Genomic DNA, 23,021 nt, shown 5'->3' with positions numbered 1-23,021 from the left:
CGCAAGCCTGATTGTGCGTTCCGGTGTTTTGTGCGTAAAACTCCGGGATGCATTTCTGGGTGGAGTCTCCATGTTCAAGAAAATCCTGATCGCGAATCGCGGCGAAATCGCCTGCCGCGTGATCAAGACTGCGCGCCGCATGGGGATTCTGACCGTCGCGGTCTATTCGGATGCGGATCGGGACGCGCTGCATGTCGAAATGGCCGACGAGGCTGTGCATATCGGCCCGGCCGCGGCGTCGGAGAGTTATCTCGTCGCCGAAAAGATCATCGCCGCCTGCAAGGCGACGGGGGCCGAGGCCGTCCACCCCGGTTACGGCTTCCTCTCCGAACGCGCCTCCTTCTGCGCTGAATTGGAAAAACAGGGCATCATCTTCATCGGTCCGAAGCCGAAGGCCATCATGGCGATGGGCGATAAGATCGAATCGAAGAAATTCGCCAATGCCGCCGGTGTCTCCACCGTGCCCGGCCATCTCGGCATCATCGAAGATGCCGCCCATGCGGTAGTGATCGCTGGCGAGATCGGCTATCCCGTCATGATCAAGGCGTCGGCCGGTGGCGGCGGCAAGGGCATGCGCATCGCCTGGAACAAGGGTGATGTGGGCGACGGCTTCGAGCGCGCCCGCTCGGAGGCAAAAAGCTCCTTCGGCGACGACCGCGTCTTCATCGAGAAGTTCGTCGTCGAGCCGCGCCATATCGAGATCCAGGTGCTGGCCGACGCGCATGGCAACGTCGTCTATCTCGGCGAGCGCGAATGCTCGATCCAGCGGCGGAACCAGAAGGTCGCGGAAGAGGCGCCCTCGCCCTTCCTCGATGAAGCCACCCGCAAGGCCATGGGCGAACAGTCGGTGGCGTTGGCGAAGGCCGTCGATTACCAGAGCGCCGGCACCGTCGAGTTCATCGTCGACCGCGACCGCAATTTCTATTTCCTTGAAATGAACACCCGCCTGCAGGTCGAGCATCCGGTGACCGAACTCATCACCGGCATCGATCTCGTTGAGCAGATGATCCGGGTGGCAGCCGGAGAGCCCCTTCCCTTTGCTCAGGAGGACATCAGGCTCGACGGCTGGGCGATCGAGAGCCGGCTCTATGCCGAAGATCCCTACCGCAACTTTCTGCCCTCGATCGGCCGCCTGATGCGCTACCGCCCGCCGGCGGAAGGCAGGACCGGCAATGTCGTTATCCGCAACGATACCGGCGTCTTCGAGGGTGCCGAGATTTCGATGTACTACGATCCGATGATCGCCAAGCTCTGCACCTGGGCGCCGACCCGGCCCGAGGCGATCGACGCCATGGGCCGGGCGCTCGACGGCTTCGTCGTCGATGGCATCGAGCACAATGTGCCTTTCCTGTCGGCGCTGATGAAACATCCGCGCTGGCGCGAGGGCCGGCTGTCCACAGGCTTCATTGCCGAGGAATATCCCGATGGTTTTGCGCCGATGAAACCGGACCCGGCGGAAGAAGCCGTGCTTGCCGGCATCGCCCTCTCCGCCTCGCTGATCGAGACAAACCGCCGCGAACGTTTCGCCGATCGTCTGCGCGCCGCATCGGGCGCGCTGCGCGAGGAATGGGTGGTCAAGATCGGCGACAACCACGTCGCTGCAAGATTGCTCGATGGGCTCGTCACCATCCCCTTCGATATGGACATCGCGATCGAGGGGGCGATAGAGGGCCAGAGCAAGAGTGTTGTCACCGATTGGAGACCGGGGGATCCCGTCTGGAGCGGCAAGGTCGGCGGTCGCGACATCACCGCGCAGATTCGCCCCGTTCTGAACGGGTTGCGTATCGACTGGCAGGGGCTTTCAGTGATTACCAAGGTCTTTTCGCCGCGTCATGCCGAGCTCGACAGGCTGATGCCGGTGAAACTGCCGCCCGATACCTCCAAGCTCCTGCTCTGCCCGATGCCTGGCCTCGTCGTCGCCATCGCGGTTGCCGAGGGCCAGGAGGTCAAGGCCGGTGAGACGCTTGCGATCGTCGAAGCTATGAAGATGGAAAACGTGCTGCGCGCCGACCGCGATCTCGTCATCTCGAAGATCAATGCCGCGGCCGGCGAAAGCCTGGCCGTCGATGCCGTCATCATGGAATTCGCCTGAGAGGAAAAGACCGTCGCTTGAGCCGAGTTCGCCGACCATGCCAAGCTCAGCCCAATAAATCAGCTGGGAACCAACAAAAATCGACAGGGAGATATCAAGATGGACGTTCGCGCCGCCGTTGCCGTTCAGGCAGGAAAACCGCTGGAAGTGATGACCGTGCAGCTGGAAGGACCGCGGGCCGGCGAAGTGCTGGTCGAGGTCAAGGCGACGGGCATTTGCCACACCGACGATTTCACCCTGTCGGGCGCCGATCCGGAAGGCCTGTTTCCGGCCATCCTCGGCCATGAGGGCGCCGGCATCGTCGTCGATGTCGGTCCCGGCGTCACCTCGGTCAAGAAGGGCGACCACGTTATTCCGCTCTACACCCCGGAATGCCGCGAATGCTATTCCTGCCTTTCCCGCAAGACCAATCTCTGCACCTCGATCCGCGCTACCCAGGGCCAGGGGCTGATGCCGGATGGAACGAGCCGCTTCTCGATCGGCAAGGACAAGATCCACCACTATATGGGGTGCTCGACTTTTTCGAACTTCACCGTGCTGCCGGAGATCGCCCTTGCCAAGGTCAATCCCGACGCGCCGTTCGACAAGATCTGCTACATCGGCTGCGGCGTCACCACCGGCATCGGTGCGGTCATCAATACCGCCAAGGTGGAGATCGGCGCCACGGCGATCGTCTTCGGTCTCGGCGGCATCGGTCTCAACGTGCTTCAGGGCCTGCGTCTTGCCGGTGCCGACATGATCATCGGCGTCGATATCAACCCTGACCGCAAGGCCTGGGGCGAAAAGTTCGGCATGACCCACTTCGTCAATCCGAAGGAGGTCGGCGACGACATCGTGCCCTACCTCGTCAACCTGACCAAACGCAACGGCGACCTGATCGGTGGCGCCGACTACACCTTCGACTGCACCGGCAACACCAAGGTGATGCGCCAGGCCCTGGAAGCCAGCCACCGCGGCTGGGGCAAGTCGGTTATCATCGGCGTTGCCGGTGCCGGCCAGGAAATCTCCACCCGTCCGTTCCAGCTGGTCACCGGCCGCAACTGGATGGGCACCGCTTTCGGCGGCGCGCGCGGCCGCACCGACGTGCCGAAGATCGTCGAATGGTACATGCAGGGCAAGATCCAGATCGATCCGATGATCACCCACACCATGCCGCTCGAGGAGATCAACAAGGGCTTCGAGCTGATGCATTCAGGCAAAAGCATCCGCGGCGTAGTGGTGTACTAATGCATGACACAAAGACTGCGGGCTTGAAGTAAAACCGCTCGATACCCCAAAAATAACGGGCCTGATCTGCAGAGGGCTTCACCAAGTGTGAAGCCCTTTCATGTTACCGCTTCGGTGCTTGGCAATCGTGCTTCGCCAAAAGGGAGGCCCTATGATTTTTCGGACTATTATTTCGGCCTGTGCATTTGTGTTACTGCCCGCCATTGCATTTGCGGACCCCACAGGTTCCTACAAGGTCGCTGGCACCAGCGAGGACGGCAGCAAATATCAGGGCACCGTCAAGGTGCTTCGCAACGGCGAGACCTATATCGTCGACTGGATGATCGGCAAGAACGAGTCGATCGGCACCGGCCTCGGCGCAAAATTCAGCGGCGATCGTTTCGAAATGGGTCCGGCAAGCGACGAGGATACGGCGATCTCCGTCGGCTACGTCTCCAAGGAGAATTTCGGCATCGCCATGTATTTCGAGCAGCCGGACGGCAGCTGGCAGGGTGTCTGGACCTATGGCGGCTCAGAAAAGGTTGCGAGCGAAATCTGGACTCGCGAGTAATCCGCGCGTATCAGGCGTCGGCATTGAATGAGGTAAACAGCCTTTGATCTATGTCGACGCCGATGCCTGCCCGGTGAAGCCGGAAATCCTGAAGGTGGCCGAACGTCTCGGCCTCGAAGTCACCTTCGTTGCCAATTCCGGCCTGCGCCCCTCGCGCGATCCGATGATCCACAACGTCATCGTCTCCAACGCCTTTGACGCCGCCGACAACTGGATCGCCGAACGAGCCGGTGCGGGCGATGTTGTCGTCACCGCCGATGTGCCGCTTGCCGTACGCTGTGTCGCCGCTAGCGCCTTCGTCAGCGGACCCACAGGGCGCGTCTTCGACGAGACCAATATCGGCATGGCGAGCGCCATGCGCGATCTCGGCGCGCACTTGCGTGAAACCGGCGAGAGCAAGGGCTACAACGCCGCCTTCAGCCCGAAAGACCGTTCACGCTTCCTCGAAACCTTCGATCGCCTCTGCCGCCGCGCCAAGAGCCTTTCCGCCGAGGCTGGCGGGCAATCCTGATCCGGCTCCCAAGCCCGCGAGAAACGGGTGGCATGGCAGCCGTGCCGATTCCGACCTTGAACACCGCCGCCGCCTCACGCATATAGGCGTTATCGCAGACGACTGCGGCATCCTCCAGGATGCAACTGTCGCGGGGACGGCCTCGCTCTTGAACAAGGAGAGTCGCATGGCCTGGTTTCTGCTTTTTCTCGCCGGTCTTTTTGAATGTGGCTGGGCAATCGGCCTTAAATATACCGATGGTTTCACGCGGCCGCTGCCGACGGCGCTGACCGTCATATCCATGGTGGTGAGCATCGTGCTGCTCGGCCTGGCGGTGAAGCACCTGCCGATCGGCACCGCCTATGCGGTCTGGACCGGCATCGGCACGGTCGGCACCGTATTTCTCGGCATCTGGCTGCTCGGCGATGAGGCAAGTGTCTCCCGTCTTGCCTGCATCACGCTAATCGTCGCGGGCATCGCCGGTCTCAAGCTTACTGCCTGATGTGAAGGTTGAGGGGCGTCGCGACGCCCCTCAGTCTATCGTTCAGGCTGTCTTGCGGTTATCGACGGCAAAAGCGCCGGGACCGGAGAAGAACAGGTAGAGGAAGACGAAGCAGAACAGGATCGCGGCGTCGCCCTGGTTGACGGCCGGGAAGAAGCTGTTCGGAGCATGCGCCATGAAATAGGCGACGGCCATTTCACCGGCGAGGAGGAAGGCGACAGGGCGCGTCAGCAGGCCGACGAGAATGAGGATACCGCCGATAAGCTCAAGAAGGGCGGCGAAAAGCATCAGCGGCGGCAGCGGGCCGGCCATCTGCGCAGCCGGGAAAGCGAAAAGCTTCATCGTGCCGTGTTCGATGAACAGCAGCGCGGTGATGATTCTGAGAGCGGCCAGCCCATAGGGGCGATAGGCAGAAAGACGCTCGAAAGTTGACATTAAACCTCTCCATTAAAACAATAAGAGCCGAGCGTTAGCCTGTCCCTCGCAAGGATTGAACACACGGATCGCTGACGGCCGTTCACTTTTTCGACAGCGGGTAAACACCCGATCGCGCAGCTTTGTTCGGCGGAAAACGTCAAAGCGGGATGTTGTCGTGTTTCTTCCAGGGATTGGCGAGATCCTTGTTGCGCAGCATCTTCAGCCCGCGCGCCAGCCGCCGCCGGGTGGAATGCGGCATGATCACCTCGTCGACATAACCACGCTCGGCGGCAACGAAGGGCGAGAGGAACCGGTCCTCATACATTTTCGTATGGGCGGCGATCTTTTCGGGATCGGCGATATCCTTGCGGAAGATGATCTCGACGGCGCCCTTGGCGCCCATCACGGCGATCTGCGCCGTCGGCCAGGCATAGTTGAGATCACCGCGCAGATGCTTCGACGCCATCACGTCATAGGCGCCGCCGAAAGCCTTGCGGGTGATGACGGTGAGCTTCGGCACCGTCGCCTCGGCGTAGGCAAAGAGCAGCTTGGCGCCGTGTTTGATGAGGCCGCCATATTCCTGCGCCGTACCCGGCAGGAAACCCGGCACGTCGACGAAGGTGACGATCGGAATGTTGAAGCAGTCGCAGAAGCGCACGAAACGGGCCGCCTTGCGCGATGCGTCACTGTCGAGCACGCCGGCCAGCACCATCGGCTGGTTGGCGACGAAACCGACGGTGGAGCCTTCGACGCGGCCGAAGCCGCAGACGATATTTCCGGCAAAACTTGCCTGGATCTCGAAGAAATCCCCCTCGTCCGCCACCTTCCGGATCAGTTCCTTGATGTCGTAAGGCTTGTTGGAACTCGCCGGCACCAGCGTGTCAAGCGAGGTGTCGACCTCTGTCACCGACTGGTAACATTCGATCTCGGGCAGCGGCGCGGTATTTGAAAGCGGCAGGAAATCGATCAGCCGGCGTACCTGCAAGAGCGTTTCGACATCATTGTCATAGGCGCCATCGGCAATCGACGAGCGCACCGTATGCACCACGGCGCCGCCGAGTTCTTCGGCCGTCACCGTCTCGTTGGTCACGGTTTTCACCACATCGGGACCGGTGACGAACATGTAGGAGGTATCACGCACCATGAAAATGAAATCTGTCATCGCAGGCGAATAAACGTCGCCGCCGGCGCAGGGACCCATGATCACCGAGATCTGCGGAATGACGCCGGAGGCGAGCACATTGCGCTGGAATACCTCGGCATAACCGCCGAGAGCCGCCACGCCCTCCTGGATACGGGCGCCGCCCGCATCATAGATACCGACAATCGGCGCGCGGTTCTTCAGCGCCATGTCCTGCACCTTCATGATCTTCTCGGCATGCGCTTCCGATAGCGAGCCGCCGAAGACGGTGAAGTCCTTGGCGAAGACGAACACCGTGCGGCCATTGACCGTGCCCCAGCCGGTGACGACGCCGTCGCCGGCAATCCGGCTCTTATCCATGCCGAAATCGGTGGAGCGATGTTCGACAAACATGTCGAATTCCTCGAAGGAGCCCTCATCGAGGAAGAGGTCGATACGCTCGCGCGCCGTCAGCTTGCCGCGTTTGTGTTGGGCGTCGATGCGTGCTTCGCCGCCGCCAAGGCGGGCAATGCCGCGGCGCCGTTCCAGTTCCTCGAGAATTTCCTTCATGCGATCTCCCTCGCCGCTGCGGGCGGCAATCCGGCGGTTGGATTATGCGCTAGAGCATGATGCCGAAAAGTGAGCGCGGTTTTCGGACAACATCATGTTCTAACTATTTAGCGCCCGCGCCCGCTGAGTGAGAAAACCGAGCGTATCCTTGCCGCGACGTCCTCGGCCAGGATCTCGTCGGCAAGCTTGGGATCGGCAGCAATGCTGGTCACGTCGAAGGCGCTGATGGCGATGACCGAGCCGTCCTCGACCGAGGCCGCGTCGATGCTGATCTTGGCGACGTTGCGGTCCTTCTGGAAGCCGAGGCCTTTTTGGATGGAAACCACGCGGATTGTCAGCACCACCCGCGGCAGCACAGTGTCGCGCACGGTGGCGTTGATCGCTGCGTTGACGCGGTCGTTGACGCCGGAAAGCAGCTCGGCCGGCATGTTCGGACCGGAGAGAACGACGGCGCTGCGCACATCATAGACCGGTGCCTCCGGCTTGGTGGCCGAGAGGCCGACGCAGGCCGTAAGCGCGATACAGACAAGTGCGGCCCGGCAAAAACACGACCTCAGCCAATTCATTGCAAAATCCCGCACCACCCCGTTGGAGTCGCAGACTTCGTCATAATGCATTGGAAGGCAATATGTTTCAGGCGCTTAGGGCGAAAAAAACATCCGCTGCGGCTTTGAACTCGGCAAAGCGCTTGGCCCGCCGCTCCTCGGCTTCCTCGTCGCTGCCCCAATGCTCGATCGTCCAATCCTCGTCGAGATGGGCAAGCGACCAGGCCTCCTCAGTCGTTACCCGGCCCTCGGCGAAGGCGAGCGCCAGGATCGCCGAGCCGGTCAGCGTGGTGACCGTGTGGAGCGCGGCAAGCGCCATCGGGCTATCATATCTCGCGAGCGTGACAGCGAAGGCGGCAGTCGCCTCGCGCGGCTGCTCCTGAGGCATCACCCCTTCGACGAGGATGAACCGGGCGCCGAGATCATTCGCCGCCCAGTCGATCACGGGATCCCAGTGCTCGGCCTGGCGTTCGACCAGAAGTTCCGGCTCCCCCGCTCGGTAGCAGATGAGGTCGCTGGAGGAAAAGCGCAGGATATCCTCGAAGATCGCCTGCGCGTTGGCGGCAACGCCGTCGAGTGCGGTGTTGACGAGCCGCGTTACCGGCATGCTCACGGGATTGATCTCCTCGCCCTGCGCCTGCCATTCGGCAGCGACAAGCTGCGCGAGCGCCTCGGTCGGAACGGCCAGAACCTGCCGTGCCGGCGTGCGCACCATCTTGCCGTCGAGCGTGATCGCAAAACCGCCCTCGTGTTCGGCAATGGAGACGTCGGTATAGAAGCGCTTGGGCAGCGGCTTCTTCATCTGAATCTGCGCGCGGCGGATGGGATCGGGATGGCTCAGGCCTTCGGAAAGGTCGTTCAGCAGATCGCGCATGGGCTCACCTCAAGAAAAATGACGCAATATCTCGTTCGGATGGTAGGCGATCGCATCAGCGCCGTTGGCGATCAGCTCATCCACGCTGGCATAGCCCCAGGCAACACCGATCGCCTTGGCGCCGGCAGCCTTTGCCATCTGCATATCGTAAACCGCATCGCCGATGACAATGGTGTCGGCAGCATTCATGCCGGTTTCATCGCAGCATTCCGTCACCATGGCTGGATGCGGCTTGGAGGGGCAATCGTCGGCGGTGCGTGCGACGATGAAATGCGCGTCGAAACCATGTGTCTCCATCACGAGCTTGAGCCCGCGGCGGGATTTGCCCGTCACCGCGCCGATCAGCAGGTCATCGCGCCCGCTGATCGCGTCGATCATCTCGCGGATGCCGGGAAACAGCGGCTCCCTGTAATCGAGGTCCTGCCGCACGATCGAGAACAGCGATTTGTAATGCGCCGTCATGTCGATGTCTTCCTGCTCCACATGCTGCCTGCCCTGCATGCGGGCAATCGCAATATCGAGGGACAGGCCGATAATGGCCTTGGTGTCTTCAAAGCGCGGTTCCGGCCTGCCGAACTTATCGAAGGTCCTGCGCATAGTTTCGTGGATCAGACCGGCGCTATCGACCAGTGTGCCATCGCAATCGAAAAGCGCCAGTTTCATTCGGCGTCCCTTTCGGCACTGGCGAGATCGAGGCCGAGAAGATTCCAGGTCTGCACCATATGCGACGGCAGCGGCGCACTGATGCGCAGGCGCCCGCCGGAGGGGTGCGGGATGTCGATGTGACGTGCGTGCAGATGCAGCTTCTTCTGGACGCCGCCTGGAAAATCCCAATTCGGATCGTCGTCGAAATATTTCGGATCGCCGATGATCGGATGGCCGATATGCAGCGCGTGCACACGCAGCTGATGGGTACGGCCGGTATAGGGTTCCATCTCCAGCCAGGCGAGGTTCTGGGCGGCGGTTTCGAGCACACGATAGAAGGAAACGGCGTGATCTGCTCCATCCTCGCCGTGCTTGGCGATACGCATGCGGTCGCCGTCAGCCGTCGGCTCCTTGACGAGCCAGGTCGAGATCTTGTCCTCGTGTTTGCGTGGCACGCCCTTGACCAGCGCCCAGTAGGTCTTCTTGGTATCGCGCTCGCGGAAGGCCGCCGTCAGCTTCTGCGCGGCACCGCGGGTGCGGGCGATGACGAGAACACCAGAAGTATCGCGGTCGAGACGGTGGACGAGCCGCGGCTTCTCGCCCTTCGGGCTGGTCCAGGCTTCGAGCATCTGGTCGATATGCCTGGCGACGCCGGAGCCGCCCTGCACGGCAAGACCGGGTGGCTTGTTGAGCACGATCACCTTTTCGTCCTCATGCAGCACCATGCGCGACAGCAGTTCGAAATCCGTCGAATGCTTGAGATCCTTGCCGGCGATCGGTCCTGACTTCAGCTTGGCATCGACATCCAGCGGCGGCACGCGCACCGTCTGGCCGGGCTGCACGCGCGCATCCGATTTGACACGTCCGCCGTCGACGCGCACCTGGCCGGAGCGCAGCAGCTTCTGCAGCGGGCCGAAACCGAGCCCCGGAAAGTGTACCTTGAACCAGCGATCGAGCCGCATGCCGGCTTCGTCGGGTTCAACCTTGATATGTTCAATGCCAGCCATAAAAAATCTTTCGGAAATTGCTGCGCGGGCCAAGCCGGCGTTCTTGCCGCAGCCTTTAGAGCATTTTCACGCAAAACGGAAACCGGAAAAGAGATCAGGCCAAAGCGCGCATGACAGCAAGGCCTGCGATGACGGCCGCCATCGATAGTCCGACGCTCGCAGCGATATAAATGCCGCCGGCAACAGCCTCGCCGCGTTCGAATAGCGAGATGGCATCCAGCGAGAAGGCCGAAAAAGTGGTGAAGCCACCGAGGAAGCCGGTGATCAGCAAAAGGCGCAGTTCCGTCGAGGCGTTAAACTTCCGCGCGATCAGCTCGGCGAAGACGCCAATGACGAAGCAGCCGACAACATTGACGGCAAGCGTTCCCCAGGGAAAGGCCGGCCCCATGAGACGTAGCGTCCACTGACCGACGTAATATCTGAGAACGGAACCGATAGCGCCGCCGAAGGCGACAAGGAGAGCCTGGATCATGAGCCGGATTTACCGCGTTGCGAAAGTGATTCCAATCGAGCTCATATGAATTCTTACCATTTTGTAAAATGCCAATGATTTTCTTATGATGGCGCCAAGATCATGCCGATACGGTGACTGGCATGACCCAGCTCCTGTCCATATCGGCCAACACCGCCGCTGTTGCTTTCGAGTCGCTCCGAATCCCGCAGCGTGTCGCGACGAGCACTGCGGCGCGCGACGCACGGCGGGTTGCCGACCGGCAGTTGAAGGCCGAAGGCACTGAGGAAATAGACGAGCCCTCCAGCATCATCCAGTCGACCGAAGTTGCACTCGACTTGATGGCGAAAGGCAACCGCCAGCCGCAGTCCGGCCTGAAACAGGCGCTGCGATCCTACGAAGACTTCTGAGGCGATCGCCTTCCAAACGAAAGCCCGCGACTGCGATTGCTGTCGCGGGCTTTTTTAACTACAGCGCCGCGCGTCTTTCCAGACGCGCAAAGGACGCTGTAGCACTTTGAATCGCTGCTCTCACTTGCCTTGAGCGGAGAGCACCTGCAGGACCAGATCGACCTTGCCGGCCCTTTCGAAGGTCAGCGTCACCGGCACCGTGTCTCCCTGCTTGAACGGCGTCTTCACCTTCTGGAACATCAGGTGCAGGTTGCCGGGCTCAAGCTTGACCGTCTCGCCAGCGGCGATGGCGATGCCGTCCTTCAGCTGGCGCATCCGCATGACGTTGTCCTTGGTCTCCATCTCGTGGATCTGAACTTCGCCTGATACAGGCGAGGTCACGGACAGCAAGCGATCGTCCGTCTTGCCGTTGTTTTTCACCGTGAAAAAGCCGCCGCCGACCGGCTGGCCGGGCAGCATTGCCTTGGCGAAGCCGCCGGAAATCTCGAGATCGCCGGCCTTGACCGTTTCGCCAGCCGGTGCGGCAGCGGCCATGCCAGCCATGCCGGACATGTCCATGCCGGTCATATCGTCATGGTCGTGACCATGGTCTTCGCCGGCGACGACCTTCAACAGCGGCGCCGGGCTTTTCAGTCCATGCGCGTCGCCACCTTCCTTTGCCACCTGATCCCAGGCCGTGACCGTATCGCCGCACATCTGCGTCACCGGAAAGGCGAGCGAGGTGCCGGCCTCGACTCCTGACACTTTACCCTGGATGACGAAAGTATCGTAGAAATCGTCGGAGAGATTGCCGTTCTTCCAGCGCACTTCGATCGCGCCCGTCTTCACCTTGTCGCCGTGATTGTCGTAGGTCTTCTGGTAGTCGCCTTTAATCACCTCGAGCTCCCAGCCTGCCTTCGGCTGCGGCTTGGCGAAGACGAAGCCTTCCGGCAGCTTGACCCGCACTTCCGTGGTCGCCTTGCCGTCGCAGCCGTGCGGCACCTGCAGCGTGGCAAGAATGGTGCTGTCCTGCTTCGCCTCTCTGTCGAGGAAGGTCACATGCGCCTCGGCGCCGGCAAAGGCGGTCGCGGAAAGAACGGCGGCAAGCCCGAATGTCTTGCCAAATGTCTTGATAGTTTTCATCGGATATCTCCTCGCCGGCCACGGACCTCTCTCGGGCGGACCGGCATGCTGCATCATGGGTTGCGGAAGCAGATCAGGCGAGGACGGGAGGTGCGCGGGAATTCGGCCGGCTGACGGCGCTTACGCTGGCAACGGCTGAAGTTTCGATCGGCGCGTTGATCAGCGCGGCGAGCTTGCGCTCGAGCCAGGAGCCCGCATCCGGCGCCGGCAGGATGACGGAGGACGACAGCCGGCAGGCTTCGCAATTCGGCTTGAAGGCGACGGTCTTGCCGTCGGTGTCCTTCACGGTGACGCAGAGCGAGGCGAAGGTACCGTCAGGCAGCACATAGGTCGCTGCATCGTAGCCTTCGGAGGCGACAGCCTGATGTGCCTGATGGGCGAGGCCAAGCAAAAGCAGGCTCAATGCGCAAAGCATGCGCAGGAAGAGCGTCGCTTTCAGTCCGGTCTGCCGCATGAGATCCCCTTCAACAGCATGTCGCGATAGCCGGTTTCCCCACGGAATGCAAAAGCAGATTTGCCGCAGATCAGGGCTTGGCATGGATATGGCGACAAAAAATTGTCCGGTCACGACATTTGGCCTTGCCAAGCGCTACACCCGCCGGATAATTGCGCCAACCTTGTTGGGAGAAGCCGGTGCTTTCGCCACCGGTGCCGAAGGAGCAACCGCCCCGGAAACTCTCAGGCAAAAGGACCAGCAAGGGGCAGACGGAACTCTGGAGAGAAGCGTTCTCGAAACGCTCGCCGAAGGGATAACAATCTCAGGCAAAGGGACAGAGGGGGCTCAGGAGAGAAGTGCGCAGCCGCGCCTTCAGATTTGAGCCCGCGCCTTCGTGAGAAGGCGCAAACCCCGGAGGCGTCTTTTGGACGATACTGCTGCCCTGAAGAAAACCCCGCTGCATGCCCTGCATCTTTCGCTCGGCGCCCGCATGGTGCCGTTCGCGGGTTACGACATGCCGGTGCAATACCCCGCAGGCGTGATGAAGGAGCATCTTCATACCCGCGCCGAAGCCGGCCTCTTCGATGTCTCCCACATGGGCCAGGTCATCGTGAAGGCGAAATCTGGCAGCTACGAGGATGCGGCGCTGGCGCTCGAAAGCCTGGTGCCGGTCGATATCCTCGGCCTTGCCGAAGGCCGCCAGCGTTATGGGTTCTTCACCGATGATACCGGCTGCATTCTCGACGATCTGATGATCACCCATCTCGACGATCACCTTTTCATCGTCGTCAACGCTTCCTGCAAGGAGGCCGATCTCGCTCATCTGCAGGCCCATATCGGCGACCGGTGCGACATCACGCTCCTCAATCGCGCTTTGATCGCGTTACAGGGACCGCGCGCGGTCGAAGTTCTCGCCGAGCTCTGGGCCGACGTCGCGGCGATGAAATTCATGGACGTGCGCCATTGCCGCCTGCACGATGTTTCCTGTCTGGTCTCGCGCTCCGGCTATAGCGGCGAGGACGGCTTCGAGATTTCGATCCCCGTCGACAAGGCCGAGGATGTCACCATGCGGTTGCTCGAACATCCGGACGTTCAGGCGATCGGCCTCGGCGCCCGCGATTCGCTGCGCCTCGAAGCCGGCCTCTGCCTCTACGGCAACGATATCGACACGACCACCTCGCCGGTCGAGGCGGCGCTGGAATGGGCCATGCAGAAGGCAAGGCGCGGCAACGGCGCGCGCGCCGGCGGCTTCCCGGGCTCTGGCCGCATCCTGTCCGAACTCGAAAACGGTGCTGCGCGCCGCCGCGTCGGCCTGAAGCCGGAAGGCAAGGCGCCGGTGCGCGGCCATGCCAAGCTCTATGCCGATGCCGAAGGCAAGATCGAAATCGGCGAGGTCACCTCGGGCGGCTTCGGCCCCAGCGTCGAAGGCCCCGTCGCCATGGGCTACGTGCCGGTCTCCCATGCTGCCGTAGGCACATTGGTCTATGCCGAGGTGCGCGGCAAATATCTGCCGACCACCGTCAGCGCCCTGCCCTTCGTCACACCGACCTACAAACGCTAAACCTTTTCCAGAGAGGACGAACAATGCTGAAATTTACCGAAGAACACGAATGGCTGAAGATCGAAGGCGGCGTTGCGACGGTCGGCATCACCACTTATGCCGTCGATCAGCTCGGCGACCTGGTTTTCGTCGAACTCCCGGAAGTCGGCGCAACCTTCTCCAAGAACGGCAATGCCGCGACCGTTGAATCGGTCAAGGCTGCTTCCGACGTCTATTGTCCACTTGATGGCGAGATCACCGAGGTCAATCCGGCCATCGTTGCAGATCCGTCGCTGGTCAATTCCGATCCTCAGGGCGCCGGCTGGTTCTTCAAGCTGAAGCTTGCAAATGCTGCCGACGCCGATGGTCTGCTCGACGAAGCGGCCTACAAGGAGCTCACTGCGTAATGACGACGCCGACAGAATTCCAGTTCACCGACTATCAGCCCTACGATTTCGCCAATCGCCGTCATATCGGCCCCTCGCCGGCCGAGATGACCGACATGCTGAAGGTGATCGGCTACAACAGCCTCGACGGCCTGATCGACGCGACGCTGCCGCCCTCGATCCGCCAGAAGGCGCCGCTCGTCTGGGGCGCGCCGATGACCGAGCGCGAGGCGCTCGACAAGCTGCGCGAGACCGCCAACAAGAACAAGGTGCTGGTCTCGCTGATCGGCCAGGGTTATTACGGCACGATCACACCGCCGGTCATCCAGCGCAACATCCTGGAAAACCCGGCCTGGTACACCGCCTATACGCCTTACCAGCCGGAGATCAGCCAGGGCCGCCTGGAAGCGCTCCTGAACTACCAGACGATGATCTGCGACCTCACCGGCCTCGACGTCGCCAACGCCTCGCTGCTCGACGAGGCAACCGCCGCCGCCGAAGGCATGGCGATCGCCGAACGTGTCGCCAAGTCGAAGGCAAAGGCCTTCTTCGTCGATGCCGACTGCCATCCGCAGACCATCGCCCTCATCCGCACCCGCGCCGAGCCGCTCGGCTGGAGCGTCATCGTCGGCAATCCCTTCACCGATCTCGATCCTGTCGATGTCTTCGGCGCGATCTTCCAGTATCCCGGCACGCACGGTCACGTGCATGATTTTACCGGCCTGATCGCGCGCCTGCACCAGGCGGGCGCCATATCAATCGTCGCCGCCGATATCCTGGCGCTGACGCTGTTGAAATCGCCCGGCGAAATGGGTGCCGATATCGCCGTCGGCTCCTCGCAGCGCTTCGGTGTCCCGGTCGGCTACGGCGGCCCGCATGCAGCCTACATGTCGGTCAAGGATGCCATCAAGCGCTCCATGCCCGGCCGCCTCGTCGGCGTCTCCGTCGATGCCCGCGGCAACCGCGCCTATCGCCTGTCGCTGCAGACCCGCGAACAGCATATCCGCCGTGAGAAGGCGACGTCGAACATCTGCACCGCCCAGGTGTTGCTTGCCGTCATGGCCTCGATGTACGCTGTCTTCCACGGCCCGAAGGGCATCAAGGCGATCGCCCAGCAAGTGCACCAGAAAGCCGTGCTGATGGCCAAGGGCCTGGAAAAGCTCGGTTATAAGGTCGAACCCGACACCTTTTTCGACACGATCACCGTCGATGTCGGCCACATGCAAGGCCTCATCCTGCGTGCCGCCGTCGCCGAAGGCGTCAATCTGCGCAAGGTCGGCGAAACCGGGATCGGCATGAGCCTCGACGAACGCACCCGGCCGGCGACGCTCGAAGCCGTTTGGCGCGCCTTTGGTGGCAATTTCACTATCGCCGATTTCGAGCCCTCCTACCGCCTGCCGAAGGGCCTGCTCAGAACCAGCGATTACCTCACCCATCCGATCTTCCACATGAACCGTGCCGAAAGCGAGATGACGCGTTACATCCGCCGGCTGTCCGATCGGGATCTGGCGCTCGACCGCTCGATGATCCCGCTCGGCTCCTGCACGATGAAGCTCAATGCGACGGCGGAAATGCTGCCGATCACCTGGCCGGAGTTTTCCGACATCCATCCCTTCGTGCCGGCCGACCAGGCGCTCGGCTACCGCGAGATGATCGACGACCTGATCGAAAAGCTCTGCGCCGTCACCGGCTACGACGCCTTCTCCATGCAGCCGAATTCCGGCGCGCAGGGCGAATATGCCGGCCTGCTGACGATCCGCAACTATCATATCGCCAATGGCGACGGCCATCGTGACGTCTGCCTGATCCCGACCTCTGCGCATGGCACCAACCCGGCCTCGGCCCAGATGGTCGGCATGAAGGTCGTCGTCGTCAAGGTGCGCGAAAATGGCGATATCGATCTTGACGATTTCCGCGCCAAGGCGGAGCAGCATGCGGCAAACCTCTCCTGCTGCATGATCACCTACCCTTCGACGCATGGCGTCTTCGAGGAGACCGTCAAGGAGATCTGCGATCTGGTGCACGAGCACGGCGGCCAGGTCTATCTCGACGGCGCCAACATGAATGCCATGGTCGGCCTGTCCCGCCCCGGTGACATCGGCTCCGACGTTTCGCATCTCAACCTGCACAAGACCTTCTGCATCCCGCATGGTGGCGGCGGACCCGGCATGGGCCCGATCGGTGTCAAGGCGCATCTGGCTCCCTACCTGCCTGGCCATCCGGAAACCGACGGCCGTTCGGGTGCGGTCTCGGCCGCCGCCTTCGGCTCCGCCTCGATCCTGCCGATCTCCTGGAGCTATTGCCTGATGATGGGCGGCGAAGGCCTGACGCAGGCGACCAAGGTGGCGATCCTCAACGCCAACTATATCGCCACCCGGCTGAAGGGCGCCTATGACGTGCTCTACAAGTCGGCTGCCGGCCGCGTCGCGCATGAATGCATCATCGACACCCGTCCGCTGGTCGACAGCTCGGGCGTTACGGTCGACGACGTCGCCAAGCGCCTGATCGACTGCGGCTTCCACGCGCCGACCATGAGCTGGCCGGTCGCCGGCACGCTGATGATCGAGCCGACGGAAAGCGAGACCAAGGCCGAACTCGACCGCTTCTGCGAGGCGATGCTGGCGATCCGCGAGGAAGCCCGCGCCATCGAGGATGGCCGCATGGACAAGGTGAACAACCCGCTGAAGAACGCCCCGCACACGGTGGAAGACCTCGTCGGCGAATGGGATCGTCCTTACAGCCGAGAACAGGCCTGCTTCCCGCCCGGCGCCTTCCGCGTCGACAAATACTGGTCACCGGTCAACCGCGTCGACAACGTCTATGGCGACCGCAACTTGATCTGCACCTGCCCGCCGGTGGAAAGTTACGCAGAGGCAGCGGAATAGCGGTCGAGGCCGATGCTGTAGCGAAGGGCCGAACAATCCGAGCCCCTTCCATCATGGGAGGGGCTTTTCTAATTCTGATAGAGATGCGCGGTTAACCTTAGCCTCTAACCGTCTCTCGAAGCTCCGTTCGCCTGCGAACGTCATCTCTGGCATAACATGCTACGCCCTGCGTAGCTCAACGTCAGAGCAGCTGTCTGGTTAGCCGCTGATCCAGGTTCAACTCCTCGGCAGGGGCACCAGTTTCCCAGTTCCCCTGCTCTCTATCAGCTCGAAGCGTGCCGGTTTACGGCCTAGAAGCGCTCGCCGACCATATCCTCGCTTTTGGCCCACAATGCCCTGGCCGTCTCGGGATCGAGCGCGTAGGTGCGCACGCCTTCGGAAATCGGGCTGATCTCCGCATCCGTCACTTCGGAGATGTGGCAATTCTCGCAATATTTGCCGCCGACCGCGTCTGCCGGGGCGACGAAACCTGCCCAGACGGAGGTAGCCGCACCCTGAGGAATCGTCTTCCACTGGAAGGACGGCTTGCCCTCGGCGGCGAGTGCTGCGTTGATCTGCGTTATCATGCCTTCAATCATATTAGGGTCGAGATGACGGTCGAGTTCGGTCTGGATGCCGCCGGGATGCAGTGCCGTTGCACGGATGCCGCGCTCCTTGAGGCGCCGGTCGAGTTCCACTGCGAACAGGATATTTGCGGTTTTCGACTGGGCATAGGCCGCCCAGGGCTCATAGGTCTTGCTCTCGAAATTGAGGTCGTCGAGGCTAAAGGGCGCCATGCGATGGGCCGAGGATGCGACGATCACCACTCGGCCGCCCGATTTGATCAGCGGCGCGATGCGGTTGACCAGCACGAAATGACCGAGATGGTTGGTGCCGAACTGCGTTTCGAAGCCATCGGCGGTGCGGCCGAAAGGAGCCGCCATCACGCCGGCATTGGCAATGACGACATCGAAGGGCCGGCCATCCCCAATGAGCGCATCGGCGCAGGCGCGCACGCTTGCCAGAGAGGCAAGATCAAGCTCGACGATATCCAGGCTGCCGCCATTGGCCGCACCGGCGCGCACGACTTCCGTTGCCGCCCTCGCCTTTGCAAGGTCACGTGCCGTACCCACCACCTGCGCTCCATGGGCTGCCAACACGCGCGCGGTTTCCACGCCGAGGCCGGCCGAAACACCCGTCACCAGAACTCGCTTGCCCTTGAGATCGACGCCGGCGAGCACCTCATCGGTGGTTGATGTCGCGCCAAAAAGTCCACTCATGATTATCTCCTTGATTATGGACGCACCGCTCCGGGCTGGTGGACCATTGCCCGCCGGCCTCAAATGAAATAAAAGGAGGATGCCTCCAGATAAATATGGAGGGTGCCTCCGGTTATCAAGGGGACTTCTCGGAAATGGCTGAAAAAAGTGACGGACCCACCGTCCGAAAGCCGCGTGCGGATGCCGAACGCAATCGTCTTCTGCTGATGGAAACGGCAAAGACCGTCTTTGCCGACAAGGGTTCCAGCGCCAGCCTGGAGGAAATCGCCCGCATCGCGGGCGTCGGCATCGGCACACTCTATCGCCATTTCCCGACGCGCGATGCACTGGTTTCCGCCATCTACCGCAACGAGACGACGCAGCTTGCCGCTGCCGCCAAAAGTCTTGCCGATACACATCCGCCTGTCGAAGCGCTTCGCCTGTGGCTGGTGCAGTTCGTGGATTATGTCGTGACGAAACACGGCATGTCCGAGGTGCTGGATTCTTTGGTCGGCGGCACCTCCGAGCTCTATGCCGATTCTGCCGATTTGATCATAGGTGCCGTCAATCTGCTGGTGGATCGCGCAGTCGCCACCGGTGAAATCCGTCTGGCGATGGACCCACTCGATATCCTGCGCGCCCTGGCGGGCGGCGCGAGCATCAGCTGTGGCCCCGCCTGGCGGGATGCGGCAAGGCAACTCATCGATATTCTGATAGCGGGCATGAAAGCCAGTCGCTGAGGCTGTCGTACCATCCGGCACGGCCGTCTCAGATGGAGTTGCGCAAGAATGGCAACATCGACATGGAGGATCTCCGCGAAGCTGGAAGAACCTCGTCGGCGATTGGGATCGCCCCCATAGCCGCGAACAGGCCTGCTTCTCGCCCGGCGGCTTCCGCGTCGACAACGTCTACGACGACCGCAACCTCATCTGCAGCTGCCCGCTGGTGGAAATCTACGTCGAGGCGGCCGAATAGCAGCGTTAGCCAAAGCTCCTCCCACGGGTTGGGAGGGGCTTTATGCTTTTGGCGCTCAAGGATCAAATTTAACCTTTCTTAGCAAGTCTCTGTTAGCAATTCATAAAGGCGGCTTCCATCAACATGGATCATCGTCGGTCCCTTGTTTTGCGTGCAGGTTCTTATGCGTCCATCGGCTGTGCTAGCAATCCTCCTCGCCGCCTTGATCCTGTCGGGATGCGCCGCAAGTTCTGGCGCCGAAGATGTGCTCACCCCCGTACCGTCGCGGGAAACGACCAACGCCATCACCCAGCCGAGCGGCCCGATACCGGCTGCCGCCGTGGGCGATCCTGCGCCCCAGGCAAGCCCGCCGCCGCAGGCGTTGAGCTGGACAGGAGAGGTTCCAGAGCCGCAGGCGCTCGTGCCCGCAGACAGGCCGGTCGGCATGCCGATGCCGATGGAAAAGCCGGTCGCCCTGCTGATGCCGACCAATCCCGCCGGCAATACAATGCCCGATCTCGGCACGAGGTCGCCGACCCGCGGGCAAATTTACGGCCACCGGTTCCGCGATGCCAAGCCGATCAACTTCGGCTCCACCTCGCCCAGAAAGCTAGCCGTCCACGGTGTCGACGTGTCGCGCTGGCAGGGCGAGATCGACTGGGAGACCTTGCGGCGGCAAGGCGCGAACTTCGTCTACATCAAGGCCACCGACGGCGGCGATCACCTCGATCCGATGTTCAAGAAAAACTGGCGCCGGGCCAAGGAAGCCGGCCTGAAACACGGCGCATATCACTTCTTCTACTGGTGCCGGACAGCCGGCGAACAGGCCGACTGGTTCATCCGCAACGTGCCGAGGGAAGCCAACGCTCTTCCACCCGTCATCGACGTTGAATGGAACGGCGAATCGAGCTGCAAGAGGCGCATCTCGCCTGCACGTGTCCGGGAAAAGATGCAGGTTTTCATGGACAAGCTGGAGCGCTATTACGGCCAACGCCCGATCATCTACACGGCGCCGGACTTCTACCGCGACAATTTGAAGGGTCAACTGCTCGACTATCCCTTCTGGCTGCGCTCGGTCGCCGCTCATCCCTCCAAGGTTTATCCGGGCCGCAAGTGGCTCTTCTGGCAGTATTCCGGCTCCGGCCTTTCCGATGGCGTCGACGGCAAGATCGATCTCAACGTGTTCAACGGCAACGAAAGCGACTGGCACGACTGGGTGGCGTCGCGGTAGCCGAGCCCGCCAGGTCAGTCCGCTTGCCTGACCTCACGCGGACTTCTGCACCTTGACCGGCACGCCCTTGTAGGCAGGCGTTCCCGATCTCCGGTCGTAATCACCAAGCGCGATGACCCTGTTCATCTCGGGATAATATCCGGCGATGGAGCCAACAGGGATGTCGTAGGCCACTGCGGTGAAGCCTTTGACCGCCCTGCTGCCGGTTTCAGCGACCGACTCGATATCGACCTTGTCGCCGTCGGCGAGGCCGCGTGCGGAGAGATCCCCGCTGTTCATGAAGATCACGTCACGGCGGCCGAAGACACCTCGATAGCGGTCGTCAAGGCTGTAGATTGTCGTGTTGTACTGGTCGTGACTGCGCAGCGTTGTCAGAACCAGTGTGTCTGCGTCTGCAAGGCGCGGATCTTCCTCCAGTCCAGGCGCGATGAGGAACTGCGCTTTTCCTGAGGGCGTGCGCCATTGCCGATCGGAGGCGGCCACCGTGAGCCGGAAGCCGCCGGGTTTCCTGACCCTTGTGTTGAAATCATGGAAATCGGGAAAGACCACCTCGATCTTTTCGCGAATGCGGTTGTAGTCAGCGACCATCCCGTCCCAATCGATATCGTATTTGGCGCCGAGCGTTGCCTTGGCGATGCCGGCGATAATGGCCGGTTCGGACCTTAGTTCGTCGCCGGGCGGCTTCAGAAAGCCGCGTGAGGCGTGCACCATCGACATGGAATCCTCGACGGTCACCGATTGTGGTCCCGTCTTCTGAATGTCTTGATCGGTACGACCGAGGACAGGAAGGATGATGGAGTTTCGGGCGATCAGCAGATGCGAGCGATTGGGTTTTGTCGCGAGATGGACCGCAAGGTCGAGCTTGCGCATACCTTCGAACGTCGCTTCCGGATCGGATATGGCGACGGCGAGATTGCCGCCGAGACAGACAAGCGCCTTCGACCGGCCTTCGATGATCGCCTCGATGGCCTCGATGGCATTATGGCCTTTCTCCTCGGGCGGGCGGAAACTGAAGGCCTTCTCCATACCATCGAGAAGCGCCTTGTTGGGGATCTCGGTGATCCCGACGGTCCGGTCACCTTGAACGTTCGAATGCCCCCGCAGCGGGCAGATACCAGCACCCTGGCGGCCGATATTTCCCCGCAACATCAGGAAGTTGGCAAGCTGCTGGACATTGGCGGTGCCGTGGCTGTGCTGGGTGATGCCCATGCCATAGCAGAGGATGACATTGCGGGCGTTGAGATAGACATCAACGGCGCTGTCGAGCGCTTCGAGCGTCAGTCCTGATCTCTTCAGGATCGACACCCACTCCGTCTTTGCAATATCGGCCTTGAGAGCCTCCAGTCCGATCGTGTGGGCTTCGATGAATTCACGGTCGAGAAAGCCTTTGCCGCCTGCCGCGATATCGGCATCGTCGCGCTCGAATATCCGCTTCATCAGGCCCTTGAGGGCAGCGAGATCCCCGCCGGTGCGCAGCTGATGATAAGCCGATGCGATCGGCGTCGAAGACATCGTCGCCATTTCCACCGGGTTCTGCGGTGCCGCAAATTTCTCGAGCGCGCGTTCTTTCAGGGGATTGAAGACCACGACCGGGACGCCGCGCCTCGCGGCATCATGCAGGGTGGTCATCATCCGCGGGTGGTTGGTGCCAGGATTGTGGCCGAAGCTGAAGATCGCATCGGCATGATCGAAATCTTCGAGGGTCACCGTGCCCTTCCCGACCCCGATCGAGTGTGGCAGGCCGACGCTGGTTGCCTCATGGCACATGTTCGAGCAGTCGGGAAAATTGTTGGTGCCGTAGGCCCTGACGAAAAGCTGGAACAGGAATGCCGCCTCGTTCGAGGCGCGTCCCGATGTGTAGAATTCAGCCATGTCAGGATCGGGCAGTTTGCGCAGTTCCGCGCCGATCAGCGCGAAGGCTTCCTCCCAGCCGATCGGCAGGTAACGGTCGCTGGCGTGATCATAGACCAGCGGGTGCGTCAGGCGGCCCTGGTCTTCCAACTGATGGTCGTTCCATTGCCACAGCTCGGCGACCGTATGCGCCGCGAAAAAGTCAGGCCCGGCACGTTTCGCCGTGGATTCCCAGGTGATCGCCTTGGCGCCATTTTCACAGAACTCGAACGAACTCGTATGTTTGGGATCGGGCCAAGCGCAGCCCGGACAATCGAAGCCCTCGGGCTGATTGGCTTTCAGCAGCGTCGCAGCCCCCTGCGCAATGACCTGCTGGCGCGCAAGGGTTTCGGCAACGGCTTTGAGTGCACCCCAGCCGCCGGCGGGGGCCGTGTATTTCTCAATGCCTTTCGGCCGCTTCTTGGTCATCACCTGCTCC

General features: G+C 61.7%; 22 protein-coding genes and 1 riboswitch. Of the genes, 11 read left to right on the top strand and 11 right to left on the bottom strand.

The annotated features are described in order from the left end of the window. Positions 1–70: 70 nt before the first annotated feature. From BS629_RS29815 to sugE, 5 genes are all read left to right on the top strand, one after another. A complete protein-coding gene (locus tag BS629_RS29815; protein ID WP_018242142.1) occupies positions 71–2,092 on the top strand; it encodes an acetyl-CoA carboxylase biotin carboxylase subunit in 2,022 nt (673 codons plus the stop codon). Between the two features lie 99 nt (positions 2,093–2,191). Next, positions 2,192–3,319, top strand: a complete 1,128-nt coding sequence (locus BS629_RS29810; protein WP_018242143.1) for an S-(hydroxymethyl)glutathione dehydrogenase/class III alcohol dehydrogenase — start codon at positions 2,192–2,194, stop codon at positions 3,317–3,319. 151 nt (positions 3,320–3,470) lie between these two features. Continuing rightward, positions 3,471–3,869: a hypothetical protein gene (locus BS629_RS29805; protein ID WP_018242144.1), complete on the top strand. Its 399-nt coding sequence runs from the start codon at positions 3,471–3,473 to the stop codon at positions 3,867–3,869. A 43-nt stretch (positions 3,870–3,912) separates the two neighbouring features. Continuing rightward, entirely contained in the window at positions 3,913–4,380 is a 468-nt protein-coding gene (locus BS629_RS29800; protein ID WP_018242145.1) for a YaiI/YqxD family protein, read from the top strand. A gap of 166 nt (positions 4,381–4,546) precedes the next feature. Beyond that, the gene (gene sugE / locus BS629_RS29795) at positions 4,547–4,861 is read left to right on the top strand and encodes a quaternary ammonium compound efflux SMR transporter SugE (RefSeq protein WP_018072208.1); all 315 of its coding nucleotides are present in this window, start codon (positions 4,547–4,549) and stop codon (positions 4,859–4,861) included. A gap of 42 nt (positions 4,862–4,903) precedes the next feature. Here the strand turns inward: sugE and BS629_RS29790 are convergent, their stop codons facing one another. The 7 genes from BS629_RS29790 to crcB form a co-directional block, all read right to left on the bottom strand. Next, positions 4,904–5,296 (bottom strand): DoxX family protein, encoded by a 393-nt coding sequence (locus BS629_RS29790; protein WP_018242146.1) that lies wholly within the window; start codon positions 5,294–5,296, stop codon positions 4,904–4,906. A gap of 139 nt (positions 5,297–5,435) precedes the next feature. After that, complete coding sequence (locus BS629_RS29785; RefSeq protein ID WP_018242147.1) at positions 5,436–6,968, bottom strand: acyl-CoA carboxylase subunit beta; 1,533 nt, start codon at positions 6,966–6,968, stop codon at positions 5,436–5,438. A 107-nt stretch (positions 6,969–7,075) separates the two neighbouring features. Further along, positions 7,076–7,534 (bottom strand): calponin homology domain-containing protein, encoded by a 459-nt coding sequence (locus tag BS629_RS29780; protein WP_026188404.1) that lies wholly within the window; start codon positions 7,532–7,534, stop codon positions 7,076–7,078. Between the two features lie 67 nt (positions 7,535–7,601). Next, the gene (locus BS629_RS29775) at positions 7,602–8,387 is read right to left on the bottom strand and encodes an ATP12 family chaperone protein (protein ID WP_018242149.1); all 786 of its coding nucleotides are present in this window, start codon (positions 8,385–8,387) and stop codon (positions 7,602–7,604) included. 9 nt (positions 8,388–8,396) lie between these two features. After that, positions 8,397–9,050: an HAD-IA family hydrolase gene (locus BS629_RS29770; RefSeq protein WP_018242150.1), complete on the bottom strand. Its 654-nt coding sequence runs from the start codon at positions 9,048–9,050 to the stop codon at positions 8,397–8,399. After that, positions 9,047–10,039: an RluA family pseudouridine synthase gene (locus BS629_RS29765; protein ID WP_018242151.1), complete on the bottom strand. Its 993-nt coding sequence runs from the start codon at positions 10,037–10,039 to the stop codon at positions 9,047–9,049. The genes BS629_RS29770 and BS629_RS29765 overlap by 4 nt, the downstream gene beginning before the upstream one ends. Before the next feature lie 94 nt (positions 10,040–10,133). After that, entirely contained in the window at positions 10,134–10,511 is a 378-nt protein-coding gene (gene crcB / locus BS629_RS29760; RefSeq protein ID WP_018242152.1) for a fluoride efflux transporter CrcB, read from the bottom strand. Between the two features lie 122 nt (positions 10,512–10,633). Between crcB and BS629_RS29755 the strand changes: the two genes are divergently transcribed. Further along, positions 10,634–10,900 carry a hypothetical protein gene (locus BS629_RS29755; protein WP_018242153.1) on the top strand — a complete coding sequence of 89 codons (267 nt, stop codon included), beginning with the start codon at positions 10,634–10,636 and terminating at the stop codon, positions 10,898–10,900. A 120-nt stretch (positions 10,901–11,020) separates the two neighbouring features. Here the strand turns inward: BS629_RS29755 and BS629_RS29750 are convergent, their stop codons facing one another. Both BS629_RS29750 and BS629_RS29745 read right to left on the bottom strand, forming a co-directional pair. After that, a complete protein-coding gene (locus BS629_RS29750; RefSeq protein ID WP_018242154.1) occupies positions 11,021–12,022 on the bottom strand; it encodes a DUF1775 domain-containing protein in 1,002 nt (333 codons plus the stop codon). Between the two features lie 73 nt (positions 12,023–12,095). Next, positions 12,096–12,476 carry a hypothetical protein gene (locus BS629_RS29745; RefSeq protein WP_018242155.1) on the bottom strand — a complete coding sequence of 127 codons (381 nt, stop codon included), beginning with the start codon at positions 12,474–12,476 and terminating at the stop codon, positions 12,096–12,098. Positions 12,477–12,633: 157 nt separating this feature from the next. Further along, positions 12,634–12,726, top strand: a riboswitch (glycine riboswitch). A 156-nt stretch (positions 12,727–12,882) separates the two neighbouring features. On the opposite strand from BS629_RS29745, the gene gcvT reads away from it, so the two are divergent. From gcvT to gcvP, 3 genes are read left to right on the top strand one after another with little or no spacing between them, the layout of a single operon-like run. Continuing rightward, the gene (gene gcvT / locus BS629_RS29740; protein ID WP_018242157.1) at positions 12,883–14,019 is read left to right on the top strand and encodes a glycine cleavage system aminomethyltransferase GcvT; all 1,137 of its coding nucleotides are present in this window, start codon (positions 12,883–12,885) and stop codon (positions 14,017–14,019) included. 23 nt (positions 14,020–14,042) lie between these two features. Beyond that, positions 14,043–14,405 (top strand): glycine cleavage system protein GcvH, encoded by a 363-nt coding sequence (gene gcvH / locus BS629_RS29735; protein ID WP_017994172.1) that lies wholly within the window; start codon positions 14,043–14,045, stop codon positions 14,403–14,405. Further along, positions 14,405–17,269, top strand: coding sequence for an aminomethyl-transferring glycine dehydrogenase (gene gcvP / locus BS629_RS29730; protein WP_018242158.1), 2,865 nt, complete (start codon positions 14,405–14,407; stop codon positions 17,267–17,269). The genes gcvH and gcvP overlap by 1 nt, the downstream gene beginning before the upstream one ends. Before the next feature lie 290 nt (positions 17,270–17,559). Here the strand turns inward: gcvP and BS629_RS29725 are convergent, their stop codons facing one another. Then, positions 17,560–18,528 carry an SDR family NAD(P)-dependent oxidoreductase gene (locus BS629_RS29725; RefSeq protein ID WP_018242159.1) on the bottom strand — a complete coding sequence of 323 codons (969 nt, stop codon included), beginning with the start codon at positions 18,526–18,528 and terminating at the stop codon, positions 17,560–17,562. Between the two features lie 95 nt (positions 18,529–18,623). Between BS629_RS29725 and BS629_RS29720 the strand changes: the two genes are divergently transcribed. Next, positions 18,624–19,247 (top strand): TetR/AcrR family transcriptional regulator, encoded by a 624-nt coding sequence (locus tag BS629_RS29720; protein ID WP_018242160.1) that lies wholly within the window; start codon positions 18,624–18,626, stop codon positions 19,245–19,247. 398 nt (positions 19,248–19,645) lie between these two features. Further along, a complete protein-coding gene (locus BS629_RS29710) occupies positions 19,646–20,692 on the top strand; it encodes a glycoside hydrolase family 25 protein (RefSeq protein WP_018242162.1) in 1,047 nt (348 codons plus the stop codon). A 33-nt stretch (positions 20,693–20,725) separates the two neighbouring features. Here BS629_RS29710 and BS629_RS29705 read toward each other — a convergent pair whose 3' ends face one another. Then, positions 20,726–23,011 carry an FdhF/YdeP family oxidoreductase gene (locus BS629_RS29705; RefSeq protein ID WP_077988759.1) on the bottom strand — a complete coding sequence of 762 codons (2,286 nt, stop codon included), beginning with the start codon at positions 23,009–23,011 and terminating at the stop codon, positions 20,726–20,728. Positions 23,012–23,021 lie beyond the last annotated feature (10 nt).

This window comes from Rhizobium leguminosarum bv. viciae USDA 2370, from assembly GCF_002008365.1.
GTDB lineage: Bacteria > Pseudomonadota > Alphaproteobacteria > Rhizobiales > Rhizobiaceae > Rhizobium > Rhizobium leguminosarum.
The sequence above is the reverse complement of the archived record's forward strand: the minus strand, read 5'-3'. Positions and strand labels throughout refer to the sequence as shown.

Bases quoted from the DNA above. Each gene is read 5' to 3' on its own strand.
- gcvH (WP_017994172.1), top strand. From the start codon at position 14,043: ATGCTGAAATTTACCGAAGAACACGAATGGCTGAAGATCGAAGGCGGC.
- BS629_RS29710 (WP_018242162.1), top strand. From the start codon at position 19,646: ATGCGTCCATCGGCTGTGCTAGCAATCCTCCTCGCCGCCTTGATCCTG.
- BS629_RS29705 (WP_077988759.1), bottom strand. From the start codon at position 23,011: ATGACCAAGAAGCGGCCGAAAGGCATTGAGAAATACACGGCCCCCGCC.
- BS629_RS29750 (WP_018242154.1), bottom strand. From the start codon at position 12,022: ATGAAAACTATCAAGACATTTGGCAAGACATTCGGGCTTGCCGCCGTT.
- BS629_RS29745 (WP_018242155.1), bottom strand. From the start codon at position 12,476: ATGCGGCAGACCGGACTGAAAGCGACGCTCTTCCTGCGCATGCTTTGC.
- BS629_RS29790 (WP_018242146.1), bottom strand. From the start codon at position 5,296: ATGTCAACTTTCGAGCGTCTTTCTGCCTATCGCCCCTATGGGCTGGCC.
- BS629_RS29755 (WP_018242153.1), top strand. From the start codon at position 10,634: ATGACCCAGCTCCTGTCCATATCGGCCAACACCGCCGCTGTTGCTTTC.
- gcvP (WP_018242158.1), top strand. From the start codon at position 14,405: ATGACGACGCCGACAGAATTCCAGTTCACCGACTATCAGCCCTACGAT.
- BS629_RS29805 (WP_018242144.1), top strand. From the start codon at position 3,471: ATGATTTTTCGGACTATTATTTCGGCCTGTGCATTTGTGTTACTGCCC.
- BS629_RS29785 (WP_018242147.1), bottom strand. From the start codon at position 6,968: ATGAAGGAAATTCTCGAGGAACTGGAACGGCGCCGCGGCATTGCCCGC.
- BS629_RS29780 (WP_026188404.1), bottom strand. From the start codon at position 7,534: ATGAATTGGCTGAGGTCGTGTTTTTGCCGGGCCGCACTTGTCTGTATC.
- BS629_RS29775 (WP_018242149.1), bottom strand. From the start codon at position 8,387: ATGCGCGATCTGCTGAACGACCTTTCCGAAGGCCTGAGCCATCCCGAT.
- BS629_RS29770 (WP_018242150.1), bottom strand. From the start codon at position 9,050: ATGAAACTGGCGCTTTTCGATTGCGATGGCACACTGGTCGATAGCGCC.
- crcB (WP_018242152.1), bottom strand. From the start codon at position 10,511: ATGATCCAGGCTCTCCTTGTCGCCTTCGGCGGCGCTATCGGTTCCGTT.
- BS629_RS29815 (WP_018242142.1), top strand. From the start codon at position 71: ATGTTCAAGAAAATCCTGATCGCGAATCGCGGCGAAATCGCCTGCCGC.
- BS629_RS29720 (WP_018242160.1), top strand. From the start codon at position 18,624: ATGGAGGGTGCCTCCGGTTATCAAGGGGACTTCTCGGAAATGGCTGAA.
- BS629_RS29765 (WP_018242151.1), bottom strand. From the start codon at position 10,039: ATGGCTGGCATTGAACATATCAAGGTTGAACCCGACGAAGCCGGCATG.
- BS629_RS29810 (WP_018242143.1), top strand. From the start codon at position 2,192: ATGGACGTTCGCGCCGCCGTTGCCGTTCAGGCAGGAAAACCGCTGGAA.
- BS629_RS29725 (WP_018242159.1), bottom strand. From the start codon at position 18,528: ATGAGTGGACTTTTTGGCGCGACATCAACCACCGATGAGGTGCTCGCC.
- sugE (WP_018072208.1), top strand. From the start codon at position 4,547: ATGGCCTGGTTTCTGCTTTTTCTCGCCGGTCTTTTTGAATGTGGCTGG.